The 12,331-nt window shown below is 68.2% G+C and carries 15 protein-coding genes; 13 read left to right on the top strand and 2 right to left on the bottom strand.

Annotated elements, in window-relative coordinates:
• Positions 1 to 29 precede the first annotated feature (29 nt).
• Positions 30 to 365 carry a GIY-YIG nuclease family protein gene (locus ACVPT3_RS00900; RefSeq protein ID WP_492042359.1) on the top strand — a complete coding sequence of 112 codons (336 nt, stop codon included), beginning with the start codon at positions 30 to 32 and terminating at the stop codon, positions 363 to 365.
• A gap of 90 nt (positions 366 to 455) precedes the next feature.
• Here ACVPT3_RS00900 and fzlA read toward each other — a convergent pair whose 3' ends face one another.
• Both fzlA and ACVPT3_RS00910 read right to left on the bottom strand, forming a co-directional pair.
• Positions 456 to 1,142 carry an FtsZ-binding protein FzlA gene (fzlA, locus tag ACVPT3_RS00905; protein WP_492042360.1) on the bottom strand — a complete coding sequence of 229 codons (687 nt, stop codon included), beginning with the start codon at positions 1,140 to 1,142 and terminating at the stop codon, positions 456 to 458.
• Positions 1,143 to 1,185: 43 nt separating this feature from the next.
• Positions 1,186 to 2,244: a cation diffusion facilitator family transporter gene (locus ACVPT3_RS00910; RefSeq protein ID WP_492042361.1), complete on the bottom strand. Its 1,059-nt coding sequence runs from the start codon at positions 2,242 to 2,244 to the stop codon at positions 1,186 to 1,188.
• A 151-nt stretch (positions 2,245 to 2,395) separates the two neighbouring features.
• Between ACVPT3_RS00910 and ACVPT3_RS00915 the strand changes: the two genes are divergently transcribed.
• From ACVPT3_RS00915 to ACVPT3_RS00970, 12 genes are all read left to right on the top strand, one after another.
• Positions 2,396 to 3,571 (top strand): citrate/2-methylcitrate synthase, encoded by a 1,176-nt coding sequence (locus ACVPT3_RS00915; protein ID WP_492042362.1) that lies wholly within the window; start codon positions 2,396 to 2,398, stop codon positions 3,569 to 3,571.
• 23 nt (positions 3,572 to 3,594) lie between these two features.
• The gene (locus tag ACVPT3_RS00920) at positions 3,595 to 4,395 is read left to right on the top strand and encodes an undecaprenyl-diphosphate phosphatase (protein WP_492042363.1); all 801 of its coding nucleotides are present in this window, start codon (positions 3,595 to 3,597) and stop codon (positions 4,393 to 4,395) included.
• A 47-nt stretch (positions 4,396 to 4,442) separates the two neighbouring features.
• On the top strand, positions 4,443 to 5,354 hold the full coding sequence (locus tag ACVPT3_RS00925; RefSeq protein WP_492042364.1) for a class I SAM-dependent methyltransferase: 912 nt from the start codon (positions 4,443 to 4,445) through the stop codon (positions 5,352 to 5,354).
• A 38-nt stretch (positions 5,355 to 5,392) separates the two neighbouring features.
• Entirely contained in the window at positions 5,393 to 6,082 is a 690-nt protein-coding gene (locus ACVPT3_RS00930) for a pseudouridine synthase (protein WP_492043852.1), read from the top strand.
• A 27-nt stretch (positions 6,083 to 6,109) separates the two neighbouring features.
• Positions 6,110 to 6,370 carry a type II toxin-antitoxin system Phd/YefM family antitoxin gene (locus tag ACVPT3_RS00935; protein ID WP_492042365.1) on the top strand — a complete coding sequence of 87 codons (261 nt, stop codon included), beginning with the start codon at positions 6,110 to 6,112 and terminating at the stop codon, positions 6,368 to 6,370.
• 2 nt (positions 6,371 to 6,372) lie between these two features.
• Positions 6,373 to 6,786, top strand: coding sequence for a type II toxin-antitoxin system VapC family toxin (locus ACVPT3_RS00940; RefSeq protein WP_492042366.1), 414 nt, complete (start codon positions 6,373 to 6,375; stop codon positions 6,784 to 6,786).
• Complete coding sequence (locus tag ACVPT3_RS00945) at positions 6,783 to 7,421, top strand: phosphoribosylanthranilate isomerase (protein WP_492042367.1); 639 nt, start codon at positions 6,783 to 6,785, stop codon at positions 7,419 to 7,421. The genes ACVPT3_RS00940 and ACVPT3_RS00945 overlap by 4 nt, the downstream gene beginning before the upstream one ends.
• Positions 7,422 to 7,498: 77 nt before the next feature.
• Positions 7,499 to 8,701, top strand: coding sequence for a tryptophan synthase subunit beta (gene trpB / locus ACVPT3_RS00950; RefSeq protein WP_492043853.1), 1,203 nt, complete (start codon positions 7,499 to 7,501; stop codon positions 8,699 to 8,701).
• Positions 8,698 to 9,171, top strand: a complete 474-nt coding sequence (locus tag ACVPT3_RS00955) for a hypothetical protein (RefSeq protein WP_492042368.1) — start codon at positions 8,698 to 8,700, stop codon at positions 9,169 to 9,171. Before trpB ends, ACVPT3_RS00955 begins: the two co-directional genes overlap by 4 nt.
• Positions 9,168 to 10,010 (top strand): tryptophan synthase subunit alpha, encoded by an 843-nt coding sequence (gene trpA, locus ACVPT3_RS00960; RefSeq protein WP_492042369.1) that lies wholly within the window; start codon positions 9,168 to 9,170, stop codon positions 10,008 to 10,010. Before ACVPT3_RS00955 ends, trpA begins: the two co-directional genes overlap by 4 nt.
• Before the next feature lie 10 nt (positions 10,011 to 10,020).
• On the top strand, positions 10,021 to 10,911 hold the full coding sequence (accD, locus tag ACVPT3_RS00965; RefSeq protein ID WP_492042370.1) for an acetyl-CoA carboxylase, carboxyltransferase subunit beta: 891 nt from the start codon (positions 10,021 to 10,023) through the stop codon (positions 10,909 to 10,911).
• A 5-nt stretch (positions 10,912 to 10,916) separates the two neighbouring features.
• On the top strand, positions 10,917 to 12,191 hold the full coding sequence (locus tag ACVPT3_RS00970; protein WP_492042371.1) for a bifunctional folylpolyglutamate synthase/dihydrofolate synthase: 1,275 nt from the start codon (positions 10,917 to 10,919) through the stop codon (positions 12,189 to 12,191).
• Positions 12,192 to 12,331: the final 140 nt, after the last annotated feature.

The raw sequence follows: 12,331 nt of genomic DNA on the forward strand, positions 1-12,331 counted from the left end.
GTTTATACCCGGATAAATAAGAGGACGCCATGACCCTGACAAGTCGCAAGACCCTGATCGCGGAATACAAGGAGCGGCCGACCATCGCCGGCGTCTACGCCGTCATCTGCAGCGCGACGGGACAGGTCTGGGTCGGCAAAAGCCGCCACATCGACACCGAACAGAACGGCCTGTGGTTTGCGCTGCGCCATGGCGGCAGCCCGTACCGGTCGCTGCAGGCGGCGTGGAAGGCGCATGCGCCCGAGGACTTCCGGTTCGAACAGCTGGACCGCCTGCCGGAGGATATTTCGGACCTGCGGCGCAAGGACGAACTGGTCAGTCGGGCGAAGCTGTGGATCGCGCGGTTGGGTGCGGAGGCGTTGTAAGGGGCGGCGGTGCGCTTGTGCTCTGCCGGCCCCACCCGGTCGCTGCGCGACCGCCTTCCCACGTGGGGGAGGGAGAGGCGGTGGTAGGCTTCAGAAATCCAGGTCCGCGTACCAGGCCGAGGGCGGCACGCCGACGAAGCGGTCCGCCAGCAGGGGGCGGAAGCAGGGGCGGGACTTGAGTTTGGAGTACCAGGTCTTCAGCGACGGCCAGTTGGCCCACTGGACCTCGCCGAAATAGTCGAGGACCGACAGGTGGGCGGCGGCGATCAGGTCGGCCTGGCTGAGCCGGCGGCCGGCCAGCCAGTCGCGGGCGGCGACAAGATCTTCCAGCATGGCGAGATGGGATTTCAGGGCGTCACGGCCGTGGCGCAGGGCGCGGGCCTCGGGCGGACCCAGTTTGAGCAGGGGTTTCTCCATCCGCTCGTGCAGCAGGACGGCGTCGACCTCGTCGGTGAAGCGGCGCTCGAACCAGCCGGTCAGGCGGCGCGCCTCGGCCCGTTCGGCGGGGTCGGCTGGCAGAAGCAGGGGGGATTTCTGCTGATCCTCGATCCAGCCCAGGACGGCGGGCAGTTCGCACAGGGTCAGGGGACGGCCGCGGTCGGTGGTCTGGACCACGGGCGGCAGGCCGGAAGGGTTGAGGGCGTTGACCGGGCAGTCGTCCTCCCAGGGACGAACCGGGGTGTCGGTCCATTCGATCCGCGCCTCGCCCAGGCCCAGGCGAGCCGCGCGCGACGCCGGCTGGAAGGGGAAGTGGAACAGGATGCAGGAACCGGACATCACCGCTAAATGCGCGGACACCCGTTAATGTCCGTTTACCGGATCAGGACCACGGGCCTTTGCGCGGCGCGGCGGTTTCAGGCGCAGCGGGCGGATCGTCGTCGCCTACAGACGGGGAGACGGACGGCGGAGCCGCTTGAGGCGGGGCGGCGTCCCCCGCTGGAGCATCGGCGGGAGGGGCGACGCGGGGCGCGCGTCCCCGCGGATCGGCGTGGATCAGGATGTCGGCGGTCGGATAATGGCTCAGGATGCGGTTCTCGGCCTCGACCACAATGGAGTGAGCAGCGTCCAGCGTCAGCTCGGGATCGAGATCGACGTGCATCTGGACCATCATCACCTGGCCGGCCATGCGGGTGCGCAGCTGATGGACGCCCGAGATGCGCGGATCGGCCAGGACGGCGTGGGTGACGGCGGCGCGGTCGGACTCGGGCGCGGCGCGGTCCAGCAGGTGATCGGCGGCGGCCCTCAGCATGCCGGTGGCGCCCCAGAACAGCCAGACGGCGACCACCAGGCCTGCGGCGGCGTCCAGGCCCGGCGCGCCCAGGAAGGCGCCGGAGATCACCCCGATCAGCACCACCAGATTGGCGGCTAAATCGGCGGCGTAGTGGGCGCGGTCGCCGGCGACAGCCAGGGAGCCGGTCTTCTTCAGCGCCCGGGTCTGCATCCAGACCAGCCAGGCAGTAATGGCGATGGAGACGATCACCACCCCCGTCGCCCAGCCGCCCGAGGTGACGGGGCGAGGATCCAGGATGCGCTGTATCCCCTCCCAGCCGATAAAGACGGCGGATGCGAAGACCAGACCCGCCTGAACGAGGGCGGCCAGGGCCTCGCCCTTGCCGCGGCCGTAGCGATGATCCTCGTCGGGCGGGGCGGCGGCCCAGCGCACTGCGAAGAAGGTGGCCAGCGACGCGACCAGATCCAGCACCGAGTCCGCCAGGGTCGCCAGGATGGAGACCGAGCCTGAGGCGCCTAGAGCGAAGGCTTTCAGCGTGATCAACGCCAGCGCCACCCCGACCGACAGGCGGGTGATCCGTCGGGTGGCGAGGTGGGCGTCCTCAATCGCGGACGACGGGGGCGGCGTGGGTGCGGGGGGCGGCGTCATTCGAGCCCTTTTCGCGCAATCCAGGCGGAATGCCAACCGCGCGCTCGATTCCCTCGCCCGGAACAAATCGCCGAACGCGTTAGGGTTAAGGACACAAAACGGCGCTATGGTTCACGATGTTCATTAAGATGGGCATCGTCGTGGAGACGGCATGAGCACTGACGAACGGTGGATTGCGAGAAGCGAGGCCCTGACCCGGCTTGGGGTCAAGGCCCAGACCCTGTACGCCTATGTCAGCCGGGGTCGGATCGCGGCCCGGCCCGATCCGACCGATCCCCGGCGCAGCCTTTACGCCGTATCCGACGTGGCCCGGTTGTGCGGAGACGCGGATCTCGCCTCGACCGAGGGCGCCGAGGTGCGCGCCCCGATCGTGGGGGCGGCGGCGCGCGGAGAAGCCGACATCCAGTCCTCGGTGACGCTGATCGCCGATGGACGACTGTTCTACCGCGGGCTGGACGTGGTCCAGCTGGCCGGGACGGCTACGGTCGAAACTGCGGCCCGCACCCTGTGGGACGCACGCGAGACCGATCCCTTCGCCGGGCTGAAGCCCCGGATCGACCCCATCGTCGGCGGATCGACCCAGAGACGGATCCTGGCCGTGCTGGGGCGGCGCGCCATCGAAGACCGTTCGCTGCGGGCGCATGATCCCGCCAGCCTGAAACACGAGGCCGCCTCGCTACTGAGCGAGGTGGTGGACAGCGTCTCGGGGCCGGGGCCGCGGCTCTATCTGCATCAGAGGCTGGCGCGCGGCTTCAAGGTGGCGGAACAGCATAGCCACCTGATCCGCCGGGCCCTTGTGCTCGGCGCGGACGCGCTGCTGGACGACGCTGTCCTGGCGACGCGAGCGGCGGCGGGCGGGGGCGCGCCCCTCGCCGGGGCCGTGCTGGCGGGCGCCACCACCCTCGCTGGGCGATCTCTGGCCGAGATGGACGATGTGGCGGCCTATGTCAGCGAGGCGCGCCGCGACCCGTCGGGCGCGGCGCAGCGCTGGATCGGGCTGAGGGGCTGCGTGCCCGGCTTCTCTGGCGATGCGGAATTCGGCCGGGTCGATCCACGGGCGACCGCCCTGTTGGCGGCGGCCGATCTGACGACTGATCTGGCATCGGTCTGGACCGACGGCGAGGCCGCCGGAGGCCAGCCCCCCGCCTTCAGCCTGGCCCTGGCCTTGACGGCGCGTCGGCTGGAGCTTGGACCTACGGGGGCGGGGGATCTGCTGATGCTGGGGCGTCTGGTCGGGCTTCTCGCCCATGCGCTGGATCAGGCGACGGACGGCTCGCCTATCCGGGCCCGATTGCGCTATGTGGGGCCGGAGCCGGGCTGCCACTAACCCGCCGGCTCGACGGGAATCCTATGTCTGACTGGCTTGCGGCGATCATTCTCGGTCTTGTCGAAGGACTGACCGAGTTCATACCTGTGTCCTCGACGGGGCATCTGCTGTTGCTGGGCCATTTCATGGGCTTCCAGAGCTCGGGCAAGACGTTCGAGATCGTCATCCAGCTGGGCGCGCTGCTGGCCATCGTCAGCGTCTATTTCAAACGGCTGTGGACCCTGGCGACGCGCTGGCCCTTTGATCCCGAGGCGCGGCGGTTCCTGATCGGTCTGCTGGTCGCGTTTGCACCGGCCGTGGTGATCGGCTTTATGGCCTATGGCTTCATAAAGGACGTGCTGTTCGAGACGCCGCAGGTGATCTGCGTCGCCCTGATCGTCGGCGGGATCATCCTGTTGCTGCTGGACCGGATGGACAAGCGGCCGCAATGGCTGGACGCCAACCAGTATCCGATGCGGGTCTATTTCCTGATCGGCCTGTTCCAGTGCCTGGCCATGATCCCCGGCGTGTCGCGCTCGGGCGCCACCATCGCCGGGGGTCTGCTGCTGAAGACCGACAAGCGGTCGGCGGCCGAGTTCAGCTTCTTCCTGGCCCTGCCCACCATGGGGGCGGCGGTGGCCTATGACCTGTTGAAGAACCACAAGACGCTGGATTTCAGCGACGTCGGCCTGATCGTGGTGGGCTTCCTGGTGGCCTTCCTGACGGCGCTGGTGGTGGTGCGGTTCCTGCTGGATTTCGTGTCCAAGCACGGGTTCGGCCCGTTCGCCTGGTGGCGGATCGTGGTCGGGGTGGTCGGGCTGGCGCTGTTGCAGGCGGGGTTCTGAGTCCCGCGACGCTGGCGAATTGCGGCGTCTGCCTCTAAGGGCGGGGCATGACCACGCTTCTTTACGGCCGACCGCCGGTCGTCTTCGATCCGCCCAGCACTGGAGCGGGCGCCGCGATCCAGACCTCGCCCCTGATCCCCGGCTCCACGCCGTTTGAGACCGTGCCGGAAAGCTCAGTCGACGACATCATGATCTACGCTCCCCCCGGCGTGCTGGAGCGGCGCTACACCCTGGCCCTGGCGCTGAGGGCGCTGAAGGTCGGCGGGCGGCTGGACGTCATGGCTCTGAAGGACAAGGGCGGGTCGCGGCTGAAGAAGGAACTGACCGGCTTCGGCGTCGAGGTGGGCGAGACGGCCAAGGCGCACCACCGCCGCTGTATCGTGATCAAGCCCGATACGATGGCCGGGATCGATGAAGCCATAGCCGAGGGCGCGGCGCGGATCGTGCCGGGCCTGGAAGCCTGGTCGCAGCCGGGTATTTTCGCCTGGGATCGGATCGACGCGGGCTCGGCCCTGCTGGCGCAGCATATGCCCGCGCTGAAGGGGACGGGCGTCGATCTGGGCTGCGGCTATGGAGCGCTGGCGACGGTGGCCCTGCGGTCGGGGGCTGTGACGTCGCTGCGGCTGATCGACCTGGATCGCCGGGCGGTCGAAGCGGCGAAGAAGAATGTCGAAGATCCGCGCGCGAGCGTCGAATGGGCCGATGTGCGGACGATGGCCGCGGACGGCGAACTGAACTTCGTCGTCAGCAATCCGCCCTTCCATGACGGCGGCGCCGAGGATCGGCGGCTGGGTCAGGCGTTCATCCGCAAGGCGGCGGAGCTTTTAAAAAAGGGCGGGGTCGCCTGGGTCGTCGCCAATCGGCATCTGCCCTATGAGGCGGAATTGAATGCGGCCTTCATGCGGGTGCGGCTGGTGACGGATTCGGGCGGGTACAAGCTCTTCGAGGCGGTGAAGTGAAGCCCCCCACATCGCGCGTCGATCGACTGCTCGGCTCGATGGGCTATGGGTCGCGGGCCGAGATGGCGCGGATGGCCAAGGCCGGGGGGATCGTGCTGGACGGTGCGGACCTGACGGACGTGTCCAAGCGTATTCCGGTGACGCGCGATCTGTCGACGCGGATGGAGATCGACGGAGAGCCGCTGGATCCGGTGCAGGGGCTGGTGATCCTGCTGAACAAGCCGCTGGGCATGACCTGTTCGCACAAGGAAGAGGGGGCGCTGGTCTATGACATCCTGCCGGGACGTTGGCGGGCGCGCGATCCGGCCATCTCGACCATCGGGCGGCTGGACAAGCAGACGACGGGCCTGTTGCTGCTGACCGACGACGGGGATTTGTTGCACCGGGTGATCAGTCCCAAACGCCATGTGGCCAAGGTCTATCGCGCCGGGCTGGCGCGGCCGTTGGTCGGGACGGAAGGGGCGCTGTTCGCCTCGGGCGAACTGGTGCTGGAGGGCGAGGACAAGCCGCTGGCGCCCGCCGTGCTGGAGGTGGTGTCCCCGACCGAGGCCCTGCTGACGGTGACGGAGGGCCGCTATCACCAGGTGCGCCGCATGTTCGCCGCCGCCGGCAACCACGTCGAGACCCTGCACCGCGAACGGCTGGGCGGCCTGACGCTGCCGGCCGATCTGGCGCCCGGACAGTGGCGGCTGCTGACGCCGGAGGAGATCGCGTCGATCTTCGTCTGAACCGAGATTGTGGACATTTGACGCCTGATGGCTATCTTGATGGCCATGTCCAGCTACTCCGTCGCCGAAGCCAAGAACAACCTGCCCAAGCTGCTGGATCGCATGCTGGCGGGCGAGGCCGTGACCATCACACGGCGGGGCGTCCCCGTGGCGCGGCTTGAGCCCGCGCAGGAGAGCAAGCCAACGCCCCGACATGTCGATATGGATTGGTTTAGACGGGTCCGCGCCAAGCCGGAGGATGGTCTGAACGCCGTCGATCTGGTCCGCCAGATGCGCGACGAAGACTGATTTTGGCCCTCTATCTTGATACCAGCGTCCTCGTCTCGGCCTTTGTTCAAGACGAGCATTCGGAATGGGCGGCGGCGTTGCTGATCCGCAGGACGGACGTGGTGGTCAGCCGGTGGGCTGAGGCGGAGTTCAGTTCAGCCTTGGGATTGCGCGTGCGGTCGGGCGCTATGAAGGCGGAGAAGCGCGATCAGATCGAGGCCGAGTTCGACGGTTGGCGCGTCGGGCGTGACGAATGCCGTCTGGACGACTTGGATTTTGTGACATGCCGTGCGCTGTTGCGCGATGGAACACGCTTAAGAACACCCGACGCCCTGCATCTGGCCGTGGTTCTGCGACACGGTTTTGACTTGGCCACTCTGGACAAAGAGCTTGCGGCAGCAGCCAAGCTGAAGGGCGTGGAGGTCGTTTCGCTATGACTGCGATCAAGATCTGCGGCCTGACAACCGCTGACACCCTGGACGCCGCGCTGGATGGCGGGGCGGATTTCGTGGGTGCGGTGGTGTTTGCGAAAAGCCCCCGGCATCTGGCGCCTGAGGCGGCCGCCGACCTGTTCGAACGGGCGCGAGGGCGGGCGAAGATCGTGGTGGTGACGGTCGATCCGGACGAGGCCTTGCTGGAAGAGATCGCGCGGACGCTGAAGCCCGATTTCATCCAGTTGCACGGATCCGAGACCCCTGCGCGGGCGGAAGGCGTGCGGGCCTTGACGGGGGCGGGGGTGATCAAGGCTCTGCCGATCCGGCAGGGCGACGACTTCTTCGCCGCCGACGAATGGGATTATCACGCCGACCATCTGATGTTCGACGCCAAGCCGCCCGAGGGCTCGGTCCTGCCGGGCGGGGTCGGGCATAGTTTCGACTGGACCCTGTTGGCGGACCGGGCGTTTCGCCATCCCTGGTTCCTGGCGGGCGGGCTGAATCCCGACAATGTGGCCGAGGCGTTGAGGATCACCGGGGCGCCGATGCTGGATGTGTCCTCTGGCGTCGAAAGCGCGCCGGGTGTTAAGGACCCCGACCGGATCGCGGCCTTCATCCAAAACGCGCGCCGGACGTAATTACGACGCCTCCCTGCGTGAAAGTTGGACTCGTGAACGCCCAGACCCCCATCCATACCCCTGATCCTGCTCAGCCGCTGTCCAACGCCTATGCCTGGCCGGACGCGCAGGGCCGTTTCGGGCCCTATGGCGGGCAGTTCGTCGCCGAGACCCTGATGCCGCTGATCCACGAGCTGGACGCGGCCTATAAGGCGGCCAAGGCGGACCCCAGTTTCCAGGCCGAGCTGGACGGTTTCCTGACCCACTATGTCGGGCGCGAGAGCCCGCTGTATTTCGCCGAACGCCTGACCGAACATTTCGGCGGCGCGCGAATCTGGCTGAAGCGCGAGGACCTGAACCATACAGGCGCGCACAAGATCAATAATTGCATGGGCCAGATCCTGCTGGCGCGGCGCATGGGCAAGACCCGGATCATCGCCGAAACCGGCGCGGGTCAGCACGGCGTGGCCAGCGCGACGGTGTCGGCGCGGTTCGGCCTGCCCTGCACGGTCTATATGGGCGCGGTGGACGTGGAGCGGCAGCAGCCGAACGTCTTCCGGATGCGGTTGCTGGGTTCGGAAGTTTTCTCGGTGACGGCGGGCGCGGCGACCCTGAAGGACGCGATGAACGAGGCGATGCGCGACTGGGTGACCAATGTCTCGGACACCTACTACATCATTGGCACGGCGGCGGGGCCGCACCCCTATCCGGCCATGGTGCGTGATTTCCAGTCGGTGATCGGCAAGGAGATCAAGGCGCAGTCGATGGCCCGGATGGGCAAGCTGCCCGAGGCCGTCGTGGCTTGTATTGGCGGGGGATCGAACGCCATCGGCGCCTTCCATCCCTTCATCGACGATGCGGCCGTGCGGCTGATCGGCGTCGAGGCGGCGGGCCACGGTCTGGATACGCCGGACCACGCGGCGTCGCTGAAGGGCGGTCGGTCGGGCGTGCTGCACGGCAACCGGACCTATCTGTTGCAGGACGACGACGGCAATATCGTCGAGGGCCATTCGATCTCGGCCGGGCTGGACTATCCGGGCATTGGGCCGGAACACGCCTGGCTGCACGACATCGGCCGGGCCGAATATCGGTCGGCGACGGACAATGAGGCGCTGGAGGCCTTCCAGCTGTGCTCGAAGCTGGAAGGCATCATCCCGGCGCTGGAACCGGCCCACGCCCTGGCGCGGACGGGCGAAGTGGCGCGCGAAGTCGGCAAGGGCGGCGATGTCGTCCTGCTGATGTCAGGACGGGGCGACAAGGACATCTTCCAGGTCGCCAAACATCTGGGAGTGGAACTGTGATCCGTAGCCTGCTGGCGGCGACCGCCGTGCTGAGCCTTTCGACCGCTGCTCAGGCCCAGACGGCGGCGCCCGCGCCTGCGCAGGTCCAGCCCGCTGATGTCGCCCTGCTGCCGGGCGCGCAGCTTTCGCCCGATTGCGGCGGTCTGAACAATCTGGCCGGCCGGGCCTGGTGCGTCACCGCGCCCCTGGGTCAGGTCGGCGCCCTGGCCGAGGCCTATATCGCCGATCTGGAAACCAAGGGCTGGCTGGCGGCGGGCGGCGACGAGAACCGCGTCGTCCTGATCAAGCGTCGCGAGGGCGGCGGTTGCGACGGCATGCAGATGGTCGCCTTCTACGACACCACCAAGACCGCCGTCGCCGAACTGCCCGGCTATCTGGGCTTCGCCGTCGTGCCCGGCGACGTGTGCGCCCAAGCCGCTGCTGACAAGTCCGCCGCCGAGAAGCCCGCTTCGGAAACCACGCCGCAATGACCACCGCCCGTATCGACGCCTGTTTCGCCGCGCTGAAGGCCGAGGGCCGCGCGGCCTTTATTCCCTATGTGATGGGGGGCGATCCGTCGCGTGAGGAGGCGCTGGAGCTTCTGCGCGGCCTGCCCGCCGCCGGGGCCGACATCATCGAGCTGGGCTTTCCGTTCAGCGATCCGATGGCCGAGGGGCCGCCGATTCAGCGGGCCGCCATTCGCGGGATGAAGGCGGGTTTCGGCCTGCGTTCGACCATGGATCTGGCGCGCGAGTTCCGGAAGGGCGACGACGCCACGCCGATCGTGCTGATGGGCTATCTGAACCCGATCGAGAGCCTGGGCTATGACGCCTTCGCCGCCTATGCGGCCGACTGCGGCATAGACGGGCTGATCGTGGTGGACTGCCCGCCGGAAGAGGCCGGGCCGCTGATCGAAGCGCTGGACAAGGTCTCGATCTCGCTGATCCGACTGGCGACCCCGACCTCGGACGACGAACGGCTGAAGATCGTGGTCCAGGGCACGTCGGGCTTTGTCTATTATGTCGCCGTAGCCGGCGTGACGGGCGTCAAGGAAGCGAACGCCGACATCGTGGCGCCGGCGGTGGAACGGGTGCGAAAGGCGTCGGGCCTGCCGGTCGCCGTCGGCTTCGGGGTCAAGACGCCGGAACGGGCGGCCGAGATCGCGCGTGTGGCCGATGCGGTGGTGGTCGGCTCGGCCCTGGTGGATGAGGTGGCGGCGGCGCTGGAGGCCGGCGAAGCCGTTGCGCCGCGCGTGCTGGCCCGAGTGAAGGCCCTGGGCGACGCGGTCCGATCGGTCGTCAGTAGTGCTTCCGCCGTGGAAACCGTCTAAGAGCCCGTCCATGGTCGACAAGAACAAACCCCAGGAAAAGCGCGGCGGCTGGCTGAGCCGTTTCGCGCCCGGCGTCCGCAAAATCGTGTCGCGTCGCGACACCCCCGACAATCTGTGGGTCAAGGATCCCGATACGGGCGAGATGCTGTATCGCTCGGATCTGGAGGCCTCGCTGTGGGTGACGCCGTCGGGCCGCCATATGCGGATCGACGCGCCGACGCGGCTGAAGGCCACCTTCGACGACGGCCAGTTTGAGTCCATCGACACGCCTGACGTGCCGGAAGACCCGCTGAAATTCTCGGACGGCAAGTCCTACAAGGATCGGCTGAGCGCGGCGCGCAAGGCGGCGGGGCGCAAGGACACCATGGCCATCGGCTATGGCGTCGTCGGCGGCCAGGCGGCCGTTGTAATCGTCCAGGACTTCACCTTCATGGGCGGGTCGCTGGGCATGGCGGCGGGCGAGGCCTTCATCAAGGCCGCGCGCGAGGCCGTGGCCCGCAAGGTTCCGATGATCTGCTTCACCGCCGCCGGCGGCGCACGGATGCAGGAAGGCGCCCTGTCGCTGATGCAGATGGCGCGGACCACCCTGGCCATCGAAGAGCTGAAGACCGCGAAACTGCCCTACGCCGTGGTCCTGACCGACCCGACGACGGGAGGAGTGACCGCCTCCTACGCCATGCTGGGCGACGTGCATCTGGCCGAACCCGGCGCCCTGATCGGCTTCGCCGGTCCGCGCGTGATCGAGGCCACCATCCGCGAGAAACTGCCGCCGGGCTTCCAGCGCGCCGAATATCTTCAGGAAAAGGGCATGGTCGACCGCGTGGTCGTGCGCGCCGACCTGCCGCGCGTCCTGGGCCAGATCCTGTCCATGCTGATGGGCGGAAACCGCCAGGCGGCCTGACGGCCGTGGACCCGATCTCCGAGCGACTGCGCGCGCGACATCCGCAGCGGATCGATCTGTCGCTGGATCGGATGAAGGCCCTGTGCGCGGCCCTGGGCGATCCGCAGCACAGGCTGCCGCCGGTGGTCCATGTGGCGGGGACGAACGGCAAAGGGTCCACCGTGGCCATGATCCGGGCCATCGCCGAGGCGGCGGGGCTGAAGGTCCATGCCTATACCTCGCCCCATCTGGTGCGGTTCAATGAGCGGATCCGGCTGGCGGGGCGGTTGATCGAGGACGATCATCTGAACGCCATCCTCGACCGGATCGAGGCTGTGGGTAGCGAGGCGACGGTGTTCGAAAGCACCACCGCCGCCGCCTTCCTGGCCATGGCCGAGACGCCGGCCGATCTGGCCGTCATCGAGGTCGGACTGGGCGGGGTGCTGGACGCCACCAATGTGATCGAGCGGCCGCTGCTGAGCGTGATCGCGCCGGTCGATTACGACCATGCGGAGTTTCTGGGCACGGACCTGGCCGTCATCGCCTCGGAGAAGGCGGGGGTGTTGAAGGCGGGTGCGCCGGCGGTGATCGCGCGCCAGCAGGAAGAGGCGATGAAGGCTATCGAGCGGCGGGCCGTCGATGTTCATGCACGACTCACCGTGTTGGGGGTGGATTTCGACGCCTGGGCGGAGCGGGGCGGGCTGGCGTTCCAGACGGCCGAACTGTTCATGGACCTGCCGGCGCCGGCCCTGGCGGGGGCGCATCAGATCGACAATGCGGCCTTGGCCGTGGCGGCGGCGGTCGAGCTGGACCTGCCCGAGGCGGCGATCGCGCAGGGGCTGAAGGCCATGCGCTGGCCCGCGCGGCTGCAGCGGATTTCCGCGGGTCCGTATGGCGAGGCTGCGAAGGCGGCGGACGCCGAACTGTGGCTGGACGGGGGGCACAACCCCCATGCAGCGAGGGCGCTGGCGGCGTTTCTGGCCGAGCGGCAGGCGCGGGCGCCGCGTCCGCTGGCCCTGATCTGCGGGATATTGTCGAACAAGGATGCGGGCGGGTTCTTCGCCGCCCTGAAGGACAGTCAGGCGACGGTGTTCACGGTCGGCTTCGACGGGGCGGCGGCTGAGCCGACGGCCCTGGCGGCGGTGGCGCGCGGTCATGGGCTGGCGGCGACGCCGGCGGGGTCGGTCGGCGAGGCGCTGGATTTGGCGCTGCGGCTTGGTGCGGGGCGGGTGGCGATCTGCGGGTCGCTGTATCTGGCGGGGGAGGTGCTGGGGGCCAGCCGGGACACCTGGCCGGAGTGATTTATCTCCCTCCCCTTCATGGGGAGGGACGATCGCGCAGCGATCAGGGTGGGGCCCGAATGGGCGCGAGCGAGGTCCTGACTGCCCCACCCCGGCTGCGCTACGCTCCGCCGTCGCTCCCCATGAAGGGGAGGGAGATT

The organism is Brevundimonas sp. FV1ps31S (assembly GCF_058681265.1).

What these genes read in the sequence shown, in the direction of transcription:
- fzlA (WP_492042360.1), bottom strand. Translation starts at nt 1,142, where the DNA reads ATGTCCGGTTCCTGCATCCTGTTCCACTTCCCCTTCCAGCCGGCGTCG.
- trpA (WP_492042369.1), top strand. Translation starts at nt 9,168, where the DNA reads ATGACCACCGCCCGTATCGACGCCTGTTTCGCCGCGCTGAAGGCCGAG.
- ACVPT3_RS00900 (WP_492042359.1), top strand. Translation starts at nt 30, where the DNA reads ATGACCCTGACAAGTCGCAAGACCCTGATCGCGGAATACAAGGAGCGG.
- ACVPT3_RS00920 (WP_492042363.1), top strand. Translation starts at nt 3,595, where the DNA reads ATGTCTGACTGGCTTGCGGCGATCATTCTCGGTCTTGTCGAAGGACTG.
- accD (WP_492042370.1), top strand. Translation starts at nt 10,021, where the DNA reads ATGGTCGACAAGAACAAACCCCAGGAAAAGCGCGGCGGCTGGCTGAGC.
- ACVPT3_RS00925 (WP_492042364.1), top strand. Translation starts at nt 4,443, where the DNA reads ATGACCACGCTTCTTTACGGCCGACCGCCGGTCGTCTTCGATCCGCCC.
- ACVPT3_RS00935 (WP_492042365.1), top strand. Translation starts at nt 6,110, where the DNA reads ATGGCTATCTTGATGGCCATGTCCAGCTACTCCGTCGCCGAAGCCAAG.
- ACVPT3_RS00915 (WP_492042362.1), top strand. Translation starts at nt 2,396, where the DNA reads ATGAGCACTGACGAACGGTGGATTGCGAGAAGCGAGGCCCTGACCCGG.
- ACVPT3_RS00945 (WP_492042367.1), top strand. Translation starts at nt 6,783, where the DNA reads ATGACTGCGATCAAGATCTGCGGCCTGACAACCGCTGACACCCTGGAC.
- ACVPT3_RS00930 (WP_492043852.1), top strand. Translation starts at nt 5,393, where the DNA reads ATGGGCTATGGGTCGCGGGCCGAGATGGCGCGGATGGCCAAGGCCGGG.
- ACVPT3_RS00910 (WP_492042361.1), bottom strand. Translation starts at nt 2,244, where the DNA reads ATGACGCCGCCCCCCGCACCCACGCCGCCCCCGTCGTCCGCGATTGAG.